This is a genomic window from Haloferax sp. ATB1 (genome assembly GCF_000730175.1).
In genome coordinates, this window is the sequence record NZ_JPES01000095.1 from 31,167 (window position 1) to 50,705 (window position 19,539).

At 65.9% G+C, this 19,539-nt stretch carries 17 protein-coding genes, 1 tRNA gene and 2 pseudogenes; 13 read left to right on the top strand and 7 right to left on the bottom strand.

Annotated elements, in window-relative coordinates; all coding sequences use genetic code 11:
* Positions 1 to 196: 196 nt before the first annotated feature.
* Positions 197 to 271 (bottom strand) — tRNA-Met (locus ATB1_RS15850).
* A gap of 202 nt (positions 272 to 473) precedes the next feature.
* On the opposite strand from ATB1_RS15850, the gene ATB1_RS24620 reads away from it, so the two are divergent.
* From ATB1_RS24620 to ATB1_RS15875, 4 genes are all read left to right on the top strand, one after another.
* Complete coding sequence (locus tag ATB1_RS24620; protein WP_241768304.1) at positions 474 to 2,090, top strand: hypothetical protein; 1,617 nt, start codon at positions 474 to 476, stop codon at positions 2,088 to 2,090.
* A gap of 108 nt (positions 2,091 to 2,198) precedes the next feature.
* Positions 2,199 to 2,951: a pirin family protein gene (locus ATB1_RS15865; RefSeq protein WP_042665519.1), complete on the top strand. Its 753-nt coding sequence runs from the start codon at positions 2,199 to 2,201 to the stop codon at positions 2,949 to 2,951.
* A gap of 82 nt (positions 2,952 to 3,033) precedes the next feature.
* Positions 3,034 to 4,044 carry a ring-cleaving dioxygenase gene (locus ATB1_RS15870; RefSeq protein WP_042665521.1) on the top strand — a complete coding sequence of 337 codons (1,011 nt, stop codon included), beginning with the start codon at positions 3,034 to 3,036 and terminating at the stop codon, positions 4,042 to 4,044.
* A complete protein-coding gene (locus tag ATB1_RS15875) occupies positions 4,044 to 4,709 on the top strand; it encodes an alpha/beta hydrolase (protein ID WP_042665523.1) in 666 nt (221 codons plus the stop codon). The genes ATB1_RS15870 and ATB1_RS15875 overlap by 1 nt, the downstream gene beginning before the upstream one ends.
* An 81-nt stretch (positions 4,710 to 4,790) precedes the next feature.
* Here ATB1_RS15875 and ATB1_RS15880 read toward each other — a convergent pair whose 3' ends face one another.
* The 3 genes from ATB1_RS15880 to sod all read right to left on the bottom strand — a co-directional run bounded on the left by ATB1_RS15880 (position 4,791) and on the right by sod (position 6,569).
* The gene (locus tag ATB1_RS15880) at positions 4,791 to 5,375 is read right to left on the bottom strand and encodes an NAD(P)/FAD-dependent oxidoreductase (protein WP_042665525.1); all 585 of its coding nucleotides are present in this window, start codon (positions 5,373 to 5,375) and stop codon (positions 4,791 to 4,793) included.
* Between the two features lie 186 nt (positions 5,376 to 5,561).
* Positions 5,562 to 5,744: a hypothetical protein gene (locus ATB1_RS15885; RefSeq protein WP_042665527.1), complete on the bottom strand. Its 183-nt coding sequence runs from the start codon at positions 5,742 to 5,744 to the stop codon at positions 5,562 to 5,564.
* 222 nt (positions 5,745 to 5,966) lie between these two features.
* The gene (gene sod / locus ATB1_RS15890) at positions 5,967 to 6,569 is read right to left on the bottom strand and encodes a superoxide dismutase (protein ID WP_042665528.1); all 603 of its coding nucleotides are present in this window, start codon (positions 6,567 to 6,569) and stop codon (positions 5,967 to 5,969) included.
* A gap of 272 nt (positions 6,570 to 6,841) precedes the next feature.
* On the opposite strand from sod, the gene ATB1_RS15895 reads away from it, so the two are divergent.
* The 4 genes from ATB1_RS15895 (at position 6,842) to ATB1_RS15910 (ending at position 12,290) form a co-directional block, all read left to right on the top strand.
* Positions 6,842 to 7,900 carry an ABC transporter ATP-binding protein gene (locus tag ATB1_RS15895; protein WP_042665530.1) on the top strand — a complete coding sequence of 353 codons (1,059 nt, stop codon included), beginning with the start codon at positions 6,842 to 6,844 and terminating at the stop codon, positions 7,898 to 7,900.
* Positions 7,897 to 8,736: a hypothetical protein gene (locus tag ATB1_RS15900; RefSeq protein WP_004967899.1), complete on the top strand. Its 840-nt coding sequence runs from the start codon at positions 7,897 to 7,899 to the stop codon at positions 8,734 to 8,736. The genes ATB1_RS15895 and ATB1_RS15900 overlap by 4 nt, the downstream gene beginning before the upstream one ends.
* A 111-nt stretch (positions 8,737 to 8,847) precedes the next feature.
* Entirely contained in the window at positions 8,848 to 9,027 is a 180-nt protein-coding gene (locus ATB1_RS15905; RefSeq protein WP_042665533.1) for a hypothetical protein, read from the top strand.
* A gap of 113 nt (positions 9,028 to 9,140) precedes the next feature.
* A complete protein-coding gene (locus ATB1_RS15910) occupies positions 9,141 to 12,290 on the top strand; it encodes a type 2 lanthipeptide synthetase LanM family protein (protein ID WP_241768305.1) in 3,150 nt (1,049 codons plus the stop codon).
* Between the two features lie 12 nt (positions 12,291 to 12,302).
* Here the strand turns inward: ATB1_RS15910 and ATB1_RS15915 are convergent, their stop codons facing one another.
* Entirely contained in the window at positions 12,303 to 13,298 is a 996-nt protein-coding gene (locus tag ATB1_RS15915) for a hypothetical protein (protein ID WP_042665537.1), read from the bottom strand.
* Positions 13,299 to 13,483: 185 nt separating this feature from the next.
* Between ATB1_RS15915 and ATB1_RS15920 the strand changes: the two are divergent.
* Positions 13,484 to 14,678 (top strand): annotated as a pseudogene (locus tag ATB1_RS15920) (substrate-binding domain-containing protein).
* Between the two features lie 45 nt (positions 14,679 to 14,723).
* On the opposite strand, the gene ATB1_RS24430 reads toward ATB1_RS15920, so the two are convergent.
* Positions 14,724 to 14,978 carry a hypothetical protein gene (locus tag ATB1_RS24430; protein WP_349674960.1) on the bottom strand — a complete coding sequence of 85 codons (255 nt, stop codon included), beginning with the start codon at positions 14,976 to 14,978 and terminating at the stop codon, positions 14,724 to 14,726.
* On the opposite strand from ATB1_RS24430, the pseudogene pstC reads away from it, so the two are divergent.
* The 3 genes and pseudogenes from pstC (at position 14,874) to pstB (ending at position 18,455) form a co-directional block, all read left to right on the top strand.
* Positions 14,874 to 15,880, top strand: a pseudogene (gene pstC / locus ATB1_RS21100) (phosphate ABC transporter permease subunit PstC). The gene ATB1_RS24430 and the pseudogene pstC sit on opposite strands and share 105 nt — an antisense overlap.
* A complete protein-coding gene (gene pstA, locus ATB1_RS15935) occupies positions 15,880 to 17,502 on the top strand; it encodes a phosphate ABC transporter permease PstA (RefSeq protein ID WP_042665542.1) in 1,623 nt (540 codons plus the stop codon). The pseudogene pstC and the gene pstA overlap by 1 nt, the downstream one beginning before the upstream one ends.
* A gap of 2 nt (positions 17,503 to 17,504) precedes the next feature.
* The gene (gene pstB / locus ATB1_RS15940) at positions 17,505 to 18,455 is read left to right on the top strand and encodes a phosphate ABC transporter ATP-binding protein PstB (protein WP_042665544.1); all 951 of its coding nucleotides are present in this window, start codon (positions 17,505 to 17,507) and stop codon (positions 18,453 to 18,455) included.
* Here the strand turns inward: pstB and ATB1_RS15945 are convergent.
* Positions 18,431 to 18,619 carry a hypothetical protein gene (locus ATB1_RS15945; protein WP_042665545.1) on the bottom strand — a complete coding sequence of 63 codons (189 nt, stop codon included), beginning with the start codon at positions 18,617 to 18,619 and terminating at the stop codon, positions 18,431 to 18,433. The two genes, pstB and ATB1_RS15945, sit on opposite strands and share 25 nt — an antisense overlap.
* Positions 18,620 to 18,700: 81 nt before the next feature.
* Between ATB1_RS15945 and ATB1_RS15950 the strand changes: the two genes are divergently transcribed.
* On the top strand, positions 18,701 to 19,539 hold an 839-nt coding region (locus ATB1_RS15950; RefSeq protein ID WP_042665547.1), incomplete at its 3' end, for a phosphate uptake regulator PhoU.

A 19,539-nucleotide genomic window follows, 5' to 3' on the forward strand; every position in this document is an offset into this window, starting at 1 on the left:
ATGAAGGCGACCTCGTGGGTCGCGCCGAGCCAAGACTCGGCGCTCAGGAGCTGAGGTCGGCAAAACCATAGCGGGAGGTAGATTTGAACTCCGGTCGCTGACGCTCCCTCGTTCAAACTACCTGTTGCGATTACCACGGAAAACGGGGCGCCGCAGCGCGATAAACCGCGCTGCTTGAGTGTAGTTTTCAGGAGAATAGCGGGAGGTAGATTTGAACTACCGATCTCCGGGTTATGAGCCCGGCGGAATCTCCTGGCTATCCCATCCCGCTACTACATCGAACTCGGTTGCTAGTGGTAAGACTTCTGCTTCGGACCCAGATTGTCAACCTAGTTTAATTTAGGTACCAGTACCTTCGGTCGGCCTCGGTCCGTCTCACTCGGTCTTTTCGGGCCCGAACCCGAGGCGTGGCGGTCGCACCGCGACTCGTTGCAAGAGAGCTATATGCCCGCCGATTTTGAAGGACGCTAACGGTGACACACTCTGGCGAGAACGAGGCCGTCGTAACGTGGACCGCGGGGATGGCCGGTCTCCGGGAACTCCCGAAGCGAATCGCGTACAACGGCGTCGATTTCGGCCGCGTGTTGTGGTGGAGCGTGTTCGCCGTCGCCCCCGTCGCGTTACTGATTTTCGGGGCGCTCGCCGGTGACAGCGGTCCGTTCGTGTACAGTATGTACTGCGCGGTGGTACTGACGGCAGTCCTCCAGAGTTCGGAACGGTTCATCGGCATGCGCGTCGCGGTCGACGGCGACGACGGCGAACTCGAAAGCACCTACCACATGGGCGACCCCTCGCTGTTTCGGAGCGACGAGGACGTGACGACCTCGCTTTCGGACGTCGAAACTGCCCGATTCGTGACCTTCGGCGACCAGACTGCAGTCCGGCTGTACTACGGGAAGTCGTTCGTCAACAAGCCCACCATGTTTCTGGTTCCGGACGAGGTCGACTCCCAGTTCCGCGAAACACTCCGACGACACGACGTTTCGATGTCCGCGGATTCGACGCCGAAATCGGCCGATTGGGTGCGATTCCGCTCGGCACCGTCTTCGTCTGGCCCGCCGGTTCGGTCCCCTTCCTGTTCGCCGTGTTCGGCCACGCCGCGTTCGTACTGCGGCAGGGGTGGTGACGACGACTGCCACCGCAGTACAGCCACAACATGTTTATCCGCCAATGGTTTTGTCGGTGATGATGCCCTCCGAGTCGTCTCCTGTCTCACCACGGTCGAACCGTCTGCAACACGAACGGGCGTCGTGATGCCGGGGTTCCTGACCCGCATCGCCGACGGCTGGGACCGCGCAGTCAACGACCCGCGTCTCGCCGTGATTCCCATCCTGTTCGGGATTCTCAACGAAGACAAGATATCGAACGTGCTCACGCACGATGGCGTGTACTTCGGAGTCACCTTCGGGACGCCGTTTTCGGTCGGCTCAGTGTGGGAGTTCGTTGCCGCACCCAACAGCGGAGTCAATCTCTCCCCCGGCGTTCCGGTCGGCACAGGGTCGCGACTGGTCGTCCTCGGAGTGGTTGCCATCGTCGTGAAATCGCTCCTCGCGGCGGGCTACTTCGGAAGCCTCGCCGACCAGTTGAAACGCGGCGAGTTCGAGTTCTTCGGGAACGTCCGGGCGTACGCGGTTCCGTTTCTGGTCTTGACCGCGGTGCCGTCCCTCGCCGTCTTCGGCGGTGCGCTCGCGCTCTTCGAGAGCGTACGCAACCCCGGTTCGGAGTTGGTTCTGCTCGTCGTGCTCTCCGTCGTCGCGTACTTCGTTGTGGGGTACTTCGTCTACGCGACGCCGTATCTGATTGTCCTCCGAGACGCTGGACTGTCGGACGCGCTTCGGGCGTCCGTCTCGTTCGCCGTCGACGGCGGGGAGTACTTCAGATATTTCATCAAATACGGGGCGTTGGTGCTCGCCATCTCCGTCTTTGCGACGGTGTTCGTCGTCAACGTGCCGGGTATCGGCCTGCTGGTCGGCGTCATCGGTGGCGGACTGTTGGGACTCGCGCTGAACGCCGCGACGATGCGGTTCGTCGCGGACATCGACTCCCAGTCGCCCTCGCTCGGGTCGTGGGACGACGAGGCGACGGCGTGAACACGGCGTGAGCGGACACCCGAAACGTGCCCCGGTGACACCGACGTCACCTGCTTTCGGTCACGTCGCCGAGAAGGTATATAGATTCGACGCGTAGGTGCGCACGTAATGAAAGTCGGCTCCGAGACGAAGCTCTACAAGGCGGAGCGAACCGACGTCTCCCAGAATCAGGGGAAGTTCCGGACCTACTTCAACTTCCCCGGACGCGCCCTCCCGGACCACGCGGACCACGGCTACGGCCCGCTCGCGACCATCGTCGAGTCGTTCATGGACCCCGACACGCACATCGCGATGCACCCCCACCGCGACGAGGAAATCATCTCGTGGGTGCCCGCGGGCGTGATGCGCCACGGCGACCAAGACGGCAACGACCTCGTCACCGACGCCGACCACCTGATGGTGATGAACGCGGGCGAGACGTTCTGGCACGAGGAGTTCACCCGCGCGGACGACCCGCCGCTGCGGATGCTCCAGATGTTCGTCCGGCCCCACAGTCTCGGGCTGGAGCCAAACGTCCAACACGAACCCATCGACGCCCCCGTCGAGGGCGAGTGGCGGCACCTGTTCGGCCCCGAGGGCTCCGACCCGCCGCTTTTCGTCCGCAACGAGGTCGACCTCTTCGACCTCCGTCTCGACGCCGGGTCGAGCGCCGACCTCCCCGAAATCGAGGGCCGGGACGCGTACTTCTACGTGTTCGACGGCGCGGTCGAGGCCGCGGGCACGCGCTTCGGGAAGACCGAAAGCGGCCTGCTCGTCGACGACGCCGGCGTGACGCTCACCGCCGACGAGGACGCCACCGTCGTTGCCTTCCTCGTCGACCCCGACGCGCCCGTCACCCGACAGGGGACCATCGGTCGCTGACCGCGGTCCCGACGCGCCGAACCGTCCCCGTCGCGCCATCGCCATCGCTCCCGCCGTCCCTCAGAACACTCCACCCAACTCGATGCTCACAGACACCGCCGGAATCCACCACGTCACGGGAATCGTCCGCGACGCGCAGGCGAACGTCGACTTCTACGCGACGACGCTCGGCCTGCGCCTCGTCAAGCAGACGGTGAACTTCAACGAGAAGTTCACGCGCCACCTGTTTTACGGCGACGAGACCGGGTCGCCCGGGACGGCCCTGACGTTCTTCCCGTACCCCGCCGAGGAGCCGGGACGTCCCGGGACGCCGCAGATTCGGACCGCGTCGCTGGTGATTCCCCCCGAGGCCGTCGACTACTGGGCCGACCGCCTCGCCGACCGCGGCATCGAAGTCGACGGCCCGTTCGAGCGGTTCGGCGAGACGGTCATCCGGTTTTCCGACCCCGACGGGACCGACCTCGAACTCGTCACCGGCGAGTCGTCGGTCGAACCGTGGGCCGACGGCCCGGTCCCCACAGAGCGCGCGATTCGCGGCATCCACGGCGTCACGCTCCACTCGACGAATCCCTTCGTGACCGCCAGCGTCCTCGACACGCTCGGGTTCGACCTCGTCGCACAGGAGGGCGACCGCGTCCGCTACCGAGTGCCGGGCGACCGGGCGACCACCGTCGACCTCCTCGACCGGGACGGCGAGTTCGGCCGCGAGGGGGCGGGGAGCATCCATCACGTCGCGGTCCGCGTCGAGGACGAAGCCCAACTGTACGAGTGGCACGACCTGTTCCGCGAGCGCGGCTACGACGTGTCGCGGGTGAAAGACAGACACGTCTTTCACTCGCTGTACGTCCGCGAACCGGGCGGCATCCTGTTCGAGCTCGCGACCGACGGCCCCGGGCTCACGTTCGATGTCGACCCGGAAACGCTCGGTCAGTCGCTGTACCTCCCGCCGTGGCTGGAGGAGGACCGCGAGATGATACGGAGCCAACTGCGTCCGCTGGACCTGCCGACTGGCGTTGGAGGCGACGACGGGGACGACGGTGAGGACGAGGGCACCGCGGGCGTTGGACCCAGTGGCGACGACGGGCCGAACTGATGTCACCCCGACCGACCGCGCCTCGGTCCGCGACCGACCCCCACGAAGGACAGGAGATTGCGACGGCCGGTGCGCCGCCGCAGGTCGCCGACGCGGCCGTCGTCGTGCTCCACGGCCGTGGGTCGAAAGCGCGGCACGCCCTCACGCTCGTCGATGAGTTCCTCCATCGAGGCGTGATGTATCTCGCGCCGCAGGCCGCCGGAAGTTCGTGGTATCCGGCCCCGGCCGCTGGTCCCATCGAGCGAAACGAGCCGTGGCTCACCTCCGCGCTCGGCCGGGTGTCGGCCGCGCTCGACATCGCCGCCGACGCCGGAGTTCCGCCCGAGCGAGTCGTCTTCTTCGGGTTCTCGCAGGGCGCGTGTCTCGCCGCCGAGTTCGCGGTTCGGAACCCCCGCCGGTACGGCGGCCTCGTCGCGCTCTCGGGGAGCCTTCTCGGACCCGACCTCGGGAGTCGAACCGGCGACGGCGGCCTCGGCGGCACGCCCGTCTTCTTCGGAAGCGGCCGCGACGACCCCCGCGTCGACGCCGACCGAGTCGAGGCGTCGGCCCGAATCTTCGCGGGGCGCGGAGCCGACGCGACGAGTCGGCTGTACGAGGGACTGGGCCACGCCATCAACGACGACGAAGTCCGGGTTACCAACTCGTTCATCGAGCGACTCGACTGACTGGACAGACGGGTCTCGGGGGGTCGGCGAAGAAAAAACGAGCGTGCGTGGCCGCGGTCGAGACGCGACCGAGTGCGTGGATTAGACCTCGTCGACGAGGGTGCCGAAGGTGGACTCGGCGTCGGCGGGCACGTCGAAGTCGTGGTAGTGTTCGCCCTTCTCGTTCGAGAGGATGTTGAGGGCGGCGGCCGCGCCGTCGCCGGCGGAGATGACGGCCTGCCACTCCTCGGCGCGGACCATCGCACCCGTCGCGTAGGCACCCTCGACGCTCGTCTCCATCGTCACGTCCACGTCGACGATTCCGTCGTCGAACGCGCAGCCGAGCGCCTCGGCGAGGTCGCGGTTCGCGCCCGTGGCGAGCACGACGTAGTCAGCCTCGTACTCGCCGTCGTCGGTCGCGACCACGAACCCGTCGTCGCTCTCGCTCACGTCGGTGACTTCCTCGCCCTGATGGCGTTCCGCGGCGAAGTGGTCGACCTGCGTGCGGAGCGTCTCCATGAAGTCCGAACCGTCGACGGAGCCGATTCCGGGGTAGTTGAACAGATGCGCCTTGTGCATCCACGTCTCGTCGGTGTCGAAGACCGTCGTGGAGAGCCCGTTCTTGGCGGTGAAGAGAGCGGTTGTCAGACCAGCGGGACCGCCGCCGATGACGATTACGTCTGCCATGCCCAATGCACTAGCGCACTCGATAAAGAACCTCGGTAAAGCGGATATTTTGTGTTCCTCTCGGTTACGTTCTACCCGGGCGTGCGTCTCGGCGCAGTCCTCGGCGTTCTCCTCGTGAACACGGACCGGCGAGGCGATTCGCCGCGTCGGCCGAGCCCGGAACCGACCGACGTGACGCTTCGACGTCTACTCCTCCAGTTGCGACTCGGCGAACGAGACGGCGAACTGGTCGCGCATCTCACGGCGAAGCATCTCGCTCATCACCTCGTAGACGACCGGCTGCGGGTATTCCTCCAGTAGCGCGGCGAGTTCGGCGGCACAGTCGGACTTCAGCGCGGCGAATTCGGCGGTCCACGGTGGGTTGCTCATTACCCGCACATCCCCTCCCGCGTAGTTATGAATTTTGATTGAAACAAAGTGGGTTCCGAGCGCGCCCGGTCGCGCCGCTTGCCGGGAGATACGCCGGACGTTCGGCAGAAGGGTGCCGGTCAGGCGGGGTGAACCCACCCCGCCGGATGCCCTCGGTGAGGCACCCTTTCACGGTAACCTGTGGTGGTCGCGCGGGAAGCGCGCCGGGTCGGCGATGCGGCGTTACTCGAAGAGTTCGACGGCCTGCTCGTAGCGAGCCGACGGTTCGTCCCAGTCGACGACTTCGAAGAACGCGCTCACGAAGTCGCCGCGGGCCGGGCCGTAGTCGTGGTAGTACGAGTGCTCCCAGACGTCCAGCGCGAGAATCGGGTGACTACCCCAGAGCGCGCCCTGGTCGTGCTTGTCGACGACCACGTTCCGAAGCTGGTTCGAGAACGAGTCGTACACCAGGAGCGCCCAGCCGCCGGCCGCGCCGGCCGCCGCTTCGAATTCGCCCTTCCACGCCTCGTAGGAGCCGAAGTCCTCCGCGATGCGCTCTGCGAGCGCGCCCGAGGGCTCGTCGCCGCCTTCCGGCGACATGTTCTGCCAGAACAGGTCGTGCAGAATGTGACCGGAGCCGTTGTGCGTGACGTTGCGGAGCGCGCCGGCGGACGAGCCGAACTCGCCTGCTTCGCGGTTGTCGGCGAGGGTCTCCTCGGCCGCGTTCCAGCCGTTGACGTAGCCCTGGTGGTGGGTGTCGTGATGCCACGTCAGCACCTGCTCGGAGATGTGGGGTTCAAGCGCGTCGTACTCGTACGGGAGGGGGTCAAGTTCGTAGTCTGACATTGGTGTTCGCAGTTAGACCGAGGGACCGAACACATATGTACGTTCGCTGAACGCGATTTACGTAGTGGATATGATATTTCGTGGTCCGGCTCCGTTCACAAATTCACCGACTCACGGAGAGACGGTGCGAACAGACAGTTCCGAGGCGCTCGTCCGGCTCGGAACTGAGGACACACCTCAAAAACCGGACGACTGCGTGACCCTTCGGGATTCTTGTTATTGTTTAACAGCCAACAAGTTATTATAGTAGACCGTCGTCACGAACTGACGTGATGGGAGACTTACACGATTCGTCAGTACGCGCTGACGAAGCCGAGCCCTCCACCAATACCGAAGCGACCGTCCTCTCCGTATCGGACCTCCACAAGCAGTACGAGGGGAGCGACGGGTCGGTTACGGCGGTCGAGCGAGTCGACTTCGACATCGAGCGGGGCACTGCCGTCGGGCTACTCGGACCCAACGGGGCCGGGAAGACGACCACAATTAAATCGGTACTCGGGCTCATCGTCCCCACGGGCGGCACCGTCCGGGTTCACGGAACCGACATCCACGACGAACCGGAGCGCGCGTATCGACATATCGGGGCGATGTTAGAGGGCGCACGGAACGTCTACTGGCGGCTGACGGTGCGGGAGAACATGCGGTTTTTCGCGGCGCTTGCCGGAGAATCGACGCGGCGAACGGAGCGGCGACAACGGGAGTTACTCGATAAATTCGGGCTCACGGAGAAAGCCGATTCGACCGTCAGAGAACTCTCGCGGGGCGAAAAACAGAAAGTCTCGCTCGCGTGTACGCTCGCGAGGGACGCCGATGTCGTCCTTCTGGACGAGCCGACGCTCGGACTCGACGTCGAGAGTTCGCTCGAACTGCGCGAGGAGCTTCGACGCCTCGTCACGGACCGAGGGACGACGCTCCTCCTGTCGAGCCACGACATGGACGTCATCGAGGACATCTGCGACCGGGTCGTGGTGATGAACGACGGCGAAGTCGTCACCGACCGGAGCGTCTCGAACCTTCTCGACGTGTTCGACATTCAGTCGTATCGAATCGTGGTCGACGGAACGCTCCCACAGGAGGTCCGCCGGCGTCTCTCGGCTCAGTTCGACGCGGATTCGTTCGAGACGAGGGGCGGTTCGACCCAGTTTTCGGTCCGCGTCGGCGGCGACGAGTTTTACCGTCTCGTCGACGGCCTGCGCGAGGCCGGGTGCGACGTCGAGTCGTTCACCTCGGTAGAACCCGACCTCGAGGAGGTATTCATCCAACTGACGAACGAGCCTTCCGAGGGCCCGCTCGAATCCGACCGTTCACAGCGGATGGACACGCAGACATGAGTTCGGAGACAGCGCATTCGACCAGTCCCGGTAGCGAGACCACGCTTGCTGGCTTCGGCCGACTCCTCTGGGAGATTGTCAGAAAGCAGTTCACCGTGATGCTCCGGTACCGAGTGAACTTCGCCATCAACGTGGCGACGATGTACGTGTTCTTCGCCATCGTCTTCTTCGGCGGACAAGCGGTTGTCGGCGGAATCGGCGGGTCTCCACAATCGCTCGATTCGACACTCAATGGCGTCATCGTCGGCTGGTTCCTCTGGACGATGGCACAGGGCGCCTACTCCGGTCTTTCCGGGAACGTCACGCAGGAGTCCCAGTGGGGAACCCTCGAACAGCTGTATATGTCCCCGTTCGGGTTCGGGCGTATCATGCTCCTGAAAGCGGCCTCCAACGTGATTCAGAGCATGGCCATCGGGGGGCTCATCCTCGTTCTCATGCTGGTGACCACGGGCCGAACGCTCTCGGTCGACCTGCTCACTATCGTCCCCGTCGTACTCGCGGCGCTACTTTCGGTCGTCGGAATCGGGTTCGTGTTCGCGGGGCTCGCGCTCATCTACAAGCGAATCGGGGCGGTTTCGAACCTCATGCAGTTCGCGATGGTCGGCCTCGTTGGGGCACCGACGGCGGACGTGCCGCTCCTTCGGTTGCTGCCGCTCGTTCAGGGCTCTGCGCTCCTCCAGCAATCGATGCGCCGGGGGGTTCGGCTGTGGGAGTTCTCGGCCGGGGAGCTGTCCGTGCTCCTCGGAGTCGGCGTCGGTTATCTCGTCTGCGGATACGTCGTTTTCAAGTACTGCTCGCGAGTCGCTCGGCGCCGGGGCGTCATGGGACACTACTGAGCGGTCGTCCACCGTTCGGGGTGCCGTCCCGCTCTCCCCAGCGACAGCACGAACTGAATTTATAATCAATTGCCATTAGATTTATAACGGGTCGGCCGGACATACGTTTTGATGTCAGTAGCATTGGACATCGATATTGCACGTACTGTTGATAAATCGCACTACGACGGTCTCTTCGGGTCGATCATCTCAGACAAGTTCGAGATGTCCCACGACAGCACCGGGACGGCGTCGTGCTACCTCCCGTGTCACACGGCCTCGAAGCTCCCCTGCTGCGACACCACCAACTGAGGTGTCTCCGAGCCTTCTCCGCGCCGCTCGACCGCGGAGAGGGACATCGGTTTTTTCCGACGGCCTGCAGATGCTCTCCGATTCACCCCGTAGCGTACCGATTCACACCTACTATGACGACATCGACAGCTGACGAGATGGTGTTCACACAACGACAACGTCGCGAAATCGCCGGTCGCGCCCGGACGCTCCACGAGCGTCTCGACGGGCCACCGAACGACCCCGGTCCCGACCCCGAGATATCTCCGAACGCGGTTCTGGACGAGTGGGAGGGCCTCTTCGCCGACGAGGAACAGTTCGCTGAGCGGCTGGCGGCCGACGGAATCCGGCGGGCGGACGTCGAAACGCAATCCGCGGCCACGTTGTGGCCGAGCGACGAGCCGCTCCCGGCGTGGCTCGAGACGGTCGAAGAGCTAATCGAGTATCTCCGAGCTTCCGACCCGACACGCTACTCAAGCACGCCGGACGATGTTCCGTTCCGTGAGCTTTTGACCGGGTTCAGCGAGTTCGCGCGGAGCCGGCTCGGCACGCTCTCCGTTCCGGACAAGTCGTTGGAACCGTTGGTCGAGGGACTAACCAGGCGGTTTCACGCGCTCTGCGTCCGGCCGCTGTACGTCGAGTTCAAGAGCTTCGTAGAGCACTTCGACCCCGAACTCGCCGCTGCCGACCCCGACGAGTTCGACGACCCACCGACGGAGTACTACGAGGAGTTCATCGACGCGATGTTCGCACACGGGATGTCCAACCTCTGCGTCGAGTACCCCGTTCTCGCCCGACAAATCGCCGTCATCATCGACAACTGGGGCGACGCGGTCTCCGAACTCTGTCGGCGGATTCGCGACGACACCCCCGCGCTCAGAGAGCGGTTCGGTATCGACGGCTCGGTGACCGCGCTCGAACCGCTCTCGACGGACGCGCACGCGAGGGGCCGAATCCCCGTCCGCGTCTCGTTCGGGTCGGCCGACGTCATCTACAAACCGAGAGGCGTCGGCGGCGGCGTTGCCCTGTACGAGGTGCTCGAACGAGTGAGCGACTACACGTCGGTCGCGACCTTTCGACCGCCAGAATACCTTCCCAGAGACGGCTACGGGTGGATGGAACCGATAGCGTACGACGACTTGGCCGACGAGGACGCGGTTCGGCGGTACTACGAGCAGGCGGGCGTCCTCACCTGCGTCGCGTACGTGCTCAACGTGACCGACTGCCAGTACGAGAACCTCCTCGTGGACGGCGAGAGTCCGATGGTCGTTGACGGCGAGACGGTCTTCCACCCCCACGTTGACCCGGCGGCCATGCCGACACCGACGGAAGTGTCCACGGTCGCCCACAGCACGGTACTCGCGACGCTGTTGGCACCGTGGTCGGTCGGCGATCCGCGCACCCCGAGCGACGACGACGCCGGCGTTCCGCACGCCGGGTTCGGTAGTTCGAGCGAACGGGGGTTCAAAGACGTCTCCAAACCCGGTATCGAAGCGGCGAACACGGACGTCATGACGGTAACGGAGGTTCGACCGGAAGTCAACCTGACCACGAACACCGCGAGCACCGCGGAGCGCGACCACCCGCCGGTTTCGTACACCGAGCCGCTCGTCGAGGGGTTCACCGAAGCCTACGACGCCATCCGCTCGTTGCGCGAAGACGGCGCGTTCTTCGGCGACGTGTTGCCATCCGACCTCGTCGATGGTATCGAAAACCGGTTGGTGTACCGGGCGACGGCCCGGTACGGCTCGATTCTCCGGTCGGCGGCCGCGCGCGACCCGCTTCGAGACGGGGCTCGCCTCTCGGTCGAGTACGAAAAGCTCGCCGTGCCCTTCTTCGACGGCCGAATCGACGCCGACGAGTACTGGCCGCTGTATGCGGCCGAACGGCGGGCGCTCCGCCGCCGTGACTTCCCGCGGTTCGCCTCGTCGCCGACGAGCGGCACGGTCGTCCACGACGGGGACGAACTCCCCGTTGAGGTCGATACCCCCGGGTACGACCGATGCCGACAGCGGGTCGACTCGATGAGCGACGACGACCGCGACCGCCAAGCGTGGCTACTGCAGTACGCCTTCGGGCCGCAGGTTCCGGGTCCGGCACCGGAGCCCGACATATCGGCCGACGCGTTCGATTCGACCGCGAGGGCGTTGTTCGAGGAGGTTCTGGACGCCGGTATCGAGACGCCGGACGGCGACGCCTGGGTATCTATCTCGCCGACGAAGACGGGCATCGACCTCTACCCGACGGACTTCTCGCTGTACCACGGACGCGGCGGCATCGCCCTCGCGGCCGCGGCGCTCTTCGAAACCACGGGCGAGGCGCGCTATCGAACCGTGGCGGAGGAGGTCTTATCGCCCGTGCTCTCCGCCATCGGAGACGGCGGCCCGCCGCCGAACTTGGGCGGGATGCTCGGGGTCGGGTCGGTCGTCTACACGCTCACGGTCGTCTCGGAACTCCTCGACGCCGACGAGTACCGCCGCGCCGCGCGCTCGGCAGCGGAGACCGTCACGGAGTCCCACGTGGCGAACGACGAGACGTTCGACGTGCTGGAGGGTTCCGCAGGGACGCTGCTCGGCCTCCTCGCGTACTACGAGCGGCACGGCGACGAGTCCGTCCTCGACCGAGCGGTCGCGTGCGGGGAGCGCCTCCTCGACGGCCGCGCGCTCGAAAACGGCTACCGAGTGTGGCGGACTGCCGACGACGACCCGCCGCTCACGGGGTTCTCACACGGTGCGTCCGGAATCGGCTACGCGCTCGCTCGACTCGCCGAGGCGACGGGGGACGGGCGGTTCTCGGACGCGGCGCGCGAGGCGCTCGCCTTCGAATCGTCGCTGTACGACCAGAGCCGGAACAACTGGGCGAAATCCCACGAGGACCGGAGTTACGACGATAAGTGGTGCCACGGGCGGTCGGGAATGGCGCTCGCCCGGCTCGGCATCGCGGACACGCTCGACGACCGCGACCTCCGCGACACCGCGATTGACGCGCTCTCGGAGACCGCCCGTGCCGAACCGTCGAACATGGACCACCTCTGTTGCGGAAACTTCGGGCGGGTCGAGTCGCTCCTCGTCGGCGCGCGCCGCGGCCCCCTCGACGAGTCGCACGCGACTGAACTGGCCCGTCGGAGCCTCACCCGGAGGGCCGCTCACGGCGAGCTTTCGATGACCGGACACACCGAAACCTTCACGAACCCGATGTTCTTCCACGGTCTCTCCGGCGTCGTCTACTCGCTGTTACGACTGGAGAGCCCCGACCGCCTCCCCTCGGTTCTGCTCTTGGAGTGAGCGGGCCTCCACTCACCCGTCATCGCCGGCCCGAGCGTCGTCGAGTTCGGCCTGCACTTCCCCCCACGACACCGGCGGTTCGAACGTCGCCAGCGTCGCCTCGAACGACTCGATTCGCGCCCCGTACTCGTCGGTCCACGGCGGCCGGGCGAGGTCGTCGAGTCGCCCGCGGAGTCGCTGTACGCGGGCGTCGAGGTCGGCGAGGTCGGCGGCGGCCTCGTCGAGACCGTCGGTCTCCGCGTCCGGGTCGGGAGCCAGTTTCCGGAGGTCGGCGAGTTCGGCCCGGGTGTCCTCGACCAACAGGGCGGAGACGCGGGCGCGGAGCGCGGCGTTGCACCACTCGGTCGCGCGGTCGTCGCCAGCGTCCTCGGCGGCGTCGGCGCTGTCTTCGGAACCCTCCGCGTCGGCGACGGCCGCGGCCCGGTCTTCGAGTCCGTCGAGCGACTGTTCGAGCGCCGCCACGTCGCCGTTGACCCCGCGCACGCGAACGTCGTGGTTCGAGAGCCATCGGTCGAACTCCTCGATGTCGAGTTGTACGTTGTCCGCGTGCGCGGTGAGCGCCTGCGACTCGGACGCGACCTCCCGGAGTCCGAGCACGATGTCGTAGACGGACCGGGGGTCGTCGCGCCAGTCGGAGAGCCCCTGTAGCTCTTCGCCGAGCGACTCGACCCGCTCGGTCGCGTTCGAGACCTTCGCCTCGAACACGTCGAGACGTGACCGAACGGCACCGATGGCCGCGTCGTCGCCGGCGGCCTCGCGGGCGTCGTCGAGGTCGATAGACGCGAGTTCGACGCGGGTCTCCGCGGTCGAGAGAATCATCGACGCGTCCGTGACCGCCGAATCGACGCCGTCGGCCGTCACCGCGCCGTCTTCGGTCACGTGACTGAGTACCGCCCGAACGGTGTCGGGGTCGCGGGACTCGTCCGCGTCCACGACGCGGACGACCGCCGCGGATTTCGACAGACCGACGATACGTTCGGAGCCTATGTTTCGGTCCTGCTGGGCCATCGTGCGTACGTATCTCGGCACCCGTTATATTTTCTGTCGTCTCGATTACGTTCGCGTATATAGGTCTCTGTACAGATGTGTGCGCTAATATCGAACTATTTCGGCTCTTAGTGTTACGTTGAACTCTGATAGAACTAAAGTGGTATTATAAACGCATTTTATTTAAAACCGGGTCTGACCACGTGATGGCGCAAGATTCCAAGAAGTTGGCAGGCAGCGTATCACGTCGGCAGTTCCTCGTCGCATCGAGCGCGGCGGGCGTCGCGGGGCTCGCCGGTTGTTCGGGGCAGTCGAACCCCGAGACCGACGCGCCGGCGACCGAAGAAGAAGAGACGGACGCTCCGGAGACCACGACCTCGACCCCCGAGGAGACGAGCGAATCGAGCGCGCCGCAGATGCTCACCGCCGAGGGCTCCTCGACGGTGTATCCCATCGCGAACAAGGGAAGTTCCTACTGGAACTCCAACGCGCCGCCGAGCGACGGCGAGTACTGGGGTTCGAACGACGAATCTACCGTCCCCGGCTGGGACGAACTCGGCGCACCGGACATGCGTCTGGCCGACTACTTCGCATCCCTCTACGGCTTCGAGCCGACCGAGACGCAGGCGAACCCCGCGTTCGCAACGTCCATCGGCCTGAGCCACTCCGGGACGGGCTGTAAGTCCGTCCGCGACGGTCTCGTCGACATCGGTAACTCGTCGGGTCCGATCACGGCGGAACTCGGCATCAGCGAAGAAGAGCGCGACGCGAACTACGTGGACCACGTCCTCGGCCGCGACGGCCAGCCCGTCGTCGTCTCGAAGGACGTTCACGACGCGGGTGTCACGGAGCTCACCGGCGAGGAAGTCCGCCAGATCTACCAGGACGAGATCACCAACTGGAGCGAAGTCGGCGGCCACGACCAGGAAATCTACGTGGTCGGCCGCGCGGAAGGCTCCGGGACGGACACCTCGTTCCGCCTCAACATGCTCGGCAGCGCCGACGCCTCGATGGAGGGCGTCGACACCCGTAAGGGTCAGAACCAGCAGGTTGCGACCGTCGTCCAGCAGAACGACGGTGCCATCGCGTACATGGCACTCGCCTTCACCGGCCCGGAGGTCCAGCCCTATCGGTATCGAATTCGAGGGCACACTCTACGCGCCGGACAAGAGCGCGGAGCACACCATCTTCGACAGCGACTACCCGCTCAACCGCGACCTCCACCAGTACACGACCATCACGGAGGACACCCCGAGCGGGACGGACATGCGCGAAGCCGCGTTCATGAACATGTTCCTGACCACGTTCGGTCAGAAGGTGTTCGTCGAGGACAACAACTACATCCCACTGCCTGACAAGGACCTTCAGTCCGAGAAGGACAAGCTTCCGAGCCAAGCGTAACGCGACTCGGACGCGGTAGCGATTCCTGAACCTCGTTCTTTCCATTCATCGACGCTCCACGCTCCAATCATGAACGTACTTCCAGACTCCGACGGTGCCGGCCTCCGAGCGGCGGCTCGGCGAGGGCTCCGGCGCAGTCGCGACTTCGTCGACGAGACGCCGCCCGACGCGCTCGTCACGGTCACGGTCGCGGCGGTGTCGCTCCTCGCGGCGTTCGCGGGCTTCCTGGCCGTCTCGTCGCTGACGGCCGTCCCGTTCGCGGTGTTCCTCGTCGCGACGGGCTACGGCTGGCTCAGACACCAAGAATTGACAGCGCGCGTGCTCACACTGACGACGACGGTCTCGACCATCCTCGTCCTCGGGCTCATCCTCGTCTTCATCTTCGCGGAGGCGTGGCCGACCGTGCAGTACGCGACCGTGAACGTCTTCGGTATTCCGATTCCGGGCCTGCGTCTCTTCATCGAGACGCGCTGGAGTCCGGTGACGCCGCCGATTCAGTACTCGCTCGTCCCGATGATTCACGGGACGGTGCTCGTCACCATCATCGCGACGGCGGTCGCCGCCCCGCTGGGCGTGGCCGCGGCGCTCTTCCTCAGCGAAATCGCGCCGCGGACCGTCCGCGAGGTCGTCAAACCGGGCGTCGAGATTCTGGCGGGTATCCCCTCCATCGTCTACGGCTTCATCGGCTTTACTATCCTCAGCCCGTGGGCGGCCGACCAGTTCGATATCGTCGGGCAGGGCACGTACCTCTTTGTCGGCATCGTCGTCGGACTGATGGCGCTGCCGACGGTCGTCTCGGTCGCCGAAGACGCCCTCAACAGCGTCCCCGAATCGATGAAAAGCGGGTCCCTCGCCCTCGGAACGACCGACTGGCAGACGATGACCTCTATCACCCTGCCGGCGGCCTTTTCGGGTGTCTCGGCTGCGGTCCTCCTCGGCGTGGGTCGTGCCATCGGCGAGACGATGGCCGCGACCGTGATGCTCCGCGGCAGTCCGGGGCTCACGAAGCCGCTGTACAACGTCTTCTACGGTAACGACACGCTCACGTCGCTCATCGCGGCGAACTACGGTGACGCGACGGCCTCCAGCTCTCCGCGCTGTTCGTCGCGGGCGTCATCCTGTTCGTTACGGTGCTGTTCCTCAGCATCGGGTCGCAGTACATCGAGGCGCGCATGCGCCGGAAGCTCGGAGGTGCCGAATAATGGCGAGCGCGACCGACACCGCGCTCGTCAGCGAGGACACCTCCGAGACCGAGGCGGTCGCCGCCGGCGCGGTGGGGCTGGCGGCGGTGCTGTTCGCCCTCTCGCTCGCGTCGGTGTTCGAACTCGTGACCATCACCGACCCCGTCGCGGGCGTGCCGATGGTCGCGCTCCTCGGCGGACTGCTGGTCGTTCTCGGCTTTGCTGTCGTCACCTTCGGTGTCGGCTCCCGACTCGGCTACGTCGCCACCGACCCCAGACCGACCGCCGGATTGGTCGCCTCGACTGCCTTCGGCCTCGTCTGGTTCGTCGTCGGCGGGTTGGTCGCCTCCCAGAGTCTCGGATTCGGGACGGCCGGATGGGTCATCGGAGCACTCGTTACCGGCGGGGCCGCGTTCGCGGTGAGCGCGTTCCCCCGCGAGGACATCGGCTCGACGCTCCCCGCTGGCGCGCTAGCCCTCTTCGCCGGTATCGTCTTCCTCACCGGCGTCATCGGCCCGTCGTGGGTCTGGAACCTCGGGTGGGAACAGCAGGCGTCGTTCAACGCCGAGTTCACGATTCCGGTCTTGACGGCGTTCTGTTCCCTGCTCGTCGGCTGGGCCGCCGCGAAGGCCTACGGCGGGTTCGGCGCACGTGGCCGTCACGTCGGCGCGTACGTCCTCGTCTACCTGAACGCCATCTCCATCATCGCGCTGCTGTTCCTCCTCGTCGCGTTCACGGTCCTGAAGGGTCTCCCGGGGCTGTTCAACGGATTCGCGTTCGGCGCGGGCGCGGGTCCCGAAGTGACGCTCGTCGGCCTGACGTTCTCGCTTCCCGTCTCGTGGCCGTTCGTGATGAACGGCGTCGCGCTTCTCAACGACGTGAACGGCGTCCTCCCGGCCATTGCGGGCACGATTTGGCTCGTCATCGGGGCGGTGCTGTTCGCCGTCCCGCTGGGCGTCGGCGCGGCCGTCTTCATCACGGAGTACGCCGACCGTGGGCGCTTCACGCAGGTCGTCGAAATCGCGACCAACGGCCTGTGGAGTACGCCCAGCATCGTCTTCGGACTGTTCGGTCTGGCGTTCCTCGTCCCGCGGCTCGGTAACCAGAAGTCGCTGCTGGCGGGGATGCTCACGCTCGGCTTCATGCTCCTCCCGCTCGTCGTCATCACGAGTCGGGAGTCGATGCTGGCGGTCCCCGACGAGTACCGCGACGCGAGCGCGGCGCTCGGCGTCACGAAGTGGCAGACGATTCGGAGCATCGTCCTCCCGGCGTCGCTCCCGGGTATCGTCACGGGCATCATCCTCGGTGTCGGTCGCATCGCCGGCGAGACCGCCCCGATTCTCCTGACTATGTCGGGGAGCGTCGCCCCGCCGGGCAGCCAGACGGTCGACGTGCTCGGCGGCTTCCAGTTCCAGTACGCGCCGCCGTTCGTCACCAACCCCGAACTGATGCAGGCGACGTCGGCGCTTCCGTATCAGCTCTACTCGCTTATCACCGCGGGCGTCGGGCAGTCGTCGAACATCGGCGCTATCGACGAGTTCCGGTGGGCGACGGCGCTCATCCTGCTCGTGGTCGTCTTGGGCTTCTACGCGGTCGGCATCGCGACGCGATACTACTTCCGGAGTAAACTGCAGCACGAGTAACCATGAGTGAAACCAGACAGACGACGGACGACGCACAGGCGACGACGGACAGCGACCTCGCCGGCGGCGCGAGCCCCGGCACCGACCAGCCCCTCGAGGTCACGAGCGGCGAGACGCGCGAGCGGACCCGCGAGGAGTGGGTCGAACACGAGTTCGAGGGCGAGGCGAAGCTCTCGGTCTCCGACCTCGACGTGTACTACGGCGACGACCACGCGCTGAAGGGCGTCTCGATGGAGATTCCCGAGAACAGCGTCACGGCGCTCATCGGCCCCTCGGGCTGTGGGAAGTCGACGTTCCTCCGGTGTCTCAACCGGATGAACGACCGCATCAAGGCCGCGAGCATCGACGGCTCGGTTCAGCTCGAAGGCGAGGAGATATATCAAGACGGCGTCAACCTCGTCGAACTCCGCAAGCGCGTCGGGATGGTGTTCCAGTCGCCGAACCCGTTCCCGAAGAGCATCGCGGACAACATCTCCTACGGGCCGCGGAAGCACGGCGACCTCGACACCGGTCTGCTCGCCAACCTGCTCGGCCGGAGCGACGACGACGCGGTCGACGAACTCGTCGAGCGCTCCCTGCGGCAGGCGGCGCTGTGGGACGAGGTACAGGACCGACTCGACGACAACGCGCTCGGACTCTCCGGCGGCCAGCAACAGCGGCTCTGCATCGCCCGCGCGCTGGCGACCGACCCCGAAGTGCTTCTCATGGACGAGCCGGCGTCGGCGCTCGACCCCATCGCGACCTCGAAAATCGAGGACCTCGTCCACGACCTCGCGGAGGACTACACGGTCGTCATCGTCACGCACAACATGCAGCAGGCCGCGCGCATCTCGGACCAGACAGCGGTGTTCCTCACCGGCGGCGAACTCGTCGAGTACGGCGACACCGACCAGGTGTTCGAAGACCCCCAGAGCCAGCGCGTCGAGGACTACATCAGCGGCAAGTTCGGGTAGTCGACGCCGGACCCAGACCGGCCGTCTCGACCCGGACAGGCCGCCGACCCGCCCGCCTGTCCCCGCAGCGGGAGTCCCGACTTCGACCACGCGACGTGACGACGACGTTCGACGACCTGCGGCCGTCGAAGCCGGACCGTCGGTCGGCGGCGCTCGCTTCTCACCAGTCGAGCCACCCGCCGAGGCGGGGTCGGCGTCACCGCGGAACTGGCATGCAAACAACACAAATTCAGACAGCCAACACAATGGAGACACGCAAGATACAGCAGGTCAGCAACGGGACGTTCACCGTCTCTCTCCCCCGAGAGTGGGCGGACGGCGAGGGCATCTCCGCCGGAACCGTCGTCAACCTCCACACGCACCTCGACGGGATGTTAGTCGTACAGGCTCCCGAGTGCGAGGACGATTCGTCGATGCAGTTCACGGTAACTGTCGGTGGGAGCGACCCGGACGGCGGGGGCGACACAGGCGATGTCCTCGAACAGACGCTCCGAGCGGCCTACGCCGCCGGGTCGAAACAGGTCGTCATCGAGGCCGACGGGACGTTCGACGCCGAGCAGCGACAGGCCGTCAGGCGGGTCGCACGGAACCTCGTTGGCGTGACCATCACGGAGGAGTCGGATACCGCCGTCACGGTTCGGAACGTCCTCGACGCGAACGAGGTCTCCATCCGCCAGTCGGTTCGACAACTGCAGTTCGTCGCCGTCTCGATGCACCGCGACGCGACCGCCGCGCTCACCGGGGCCGCACCCCTCGACGGCTTCGCGGAGCGCGACAACCGCGCCGACCGACTGTTCGCTATGGTCGACCGACACTTCACCCGCGGACTCGACCGCCTCGACGAAGTGGACGCCCTCGGCGAGACGCGCCCGGAACTGTTCCGCCTCCACACCGCGGCCCGCGAGTTAGAGCGCGTGGCCGACCAAGCCGAGCGAATCGCCACCGTCGCGTCGGCGGTCTCCGACCCTCTCCCGCCGGCGGTCGCCGACGAGGTGTCCGAACTCGCCGAACTGGTTCCGGAGGCGCTCGAAGCCGCGGTGCAGGTCGCGCTCGAAGGCGACAACCCCGACGCGGCGCGGGAGGC

Bases quoted from the DNA above. Each gene is read 5' to 3' on its own strand.
- ATB1_RS15865 (WP_042665519.1), top strand. From the start codon at position 2,199: ATGAAAGTCGGCTCCGAGACGAAGCTCTACAAGGCGGAGCGAACCGAC.
- ATB1_RS15870 (WP_042665521.1), top strand. From the start codon at position 3,034: ATGCTCACAGACACCGCCGGAATCCACCACGTCACGGGAATCGTCCGC.
- ATB1_RS15875 (WP_042665523.1), top strand. From the start codon at position 4,044: ATGTCACCCCGACCGACCGCGCCTCGGTCCGCGACCGACCCCCACGAA.
- ATB1_RS15880 (WP_042665525.1), bottom strand. From the start codon at position 5,375: ATGGCAGACGTAATCGTCATCGGCGGCGGTCCCGCTGGTCTGACAACC.
- ATB1_RS15885 (WP_042665527.1), bottom strand. From the start codon at position 5,744: ATGAGCAACCCACCGTGGACCGCCGAATTCGCCGCGCTGAAGTCCGAC.
- sod (WP_042665528.1), bottom strand. From the start codon at position 6,569: ATGTCAGACTACGAACTTGACCCCCTCCCGTACGAGTACGACGCGCTT.
- ATB1_RS15895 (WP_042665530.1), top strand. From the start codon at position 6,842: ATGGGAGACTTACACGATTCGTCAGTACGCGCTGACGAAGCCGAGCCC.
- ATB1_RS15900 (WP_004967899.1), top strand. From the start codon at position 7,897: ATGAGTTCGGAGACAGCGCATTCGACCAGTCCCGGTAGCGAGACCACG.
- ATB1_RS15905 (WP_042665533.1), top strand. From the start codon at position 8,848: ATGTCAGTAGCATTGGACATCGATATTGCACGTACTGTTGATAAATCG.
- ATB1_RS15910 (WP_241768305.1), top strand. From the start codon at position 9,141: ATGACGACATCGACAGCTGACGAGATGGTGTTCACACAACGACAACGT.
- ATB1_RS15915 (WP_042665537.1), bottom strand. From the start codon at position 13,298: ATGGCCCAGCAGGACCGAAACATAGGCTCCGAACGTATCGTCGGTCTG.
- pstA (WP_042665542.1), top strand. From the start codon at position 15,880: ATGGCGAGCGCGACCGACACCGCGCTCGTCAGCGAGGACACCTCCGAG.
- pstB (WP_042665544.1), top strand. From the start codon at position 17,505: ATGAGTGAAACCAGACAGACGACGGACGACGCACAGGCGACGACGGAC.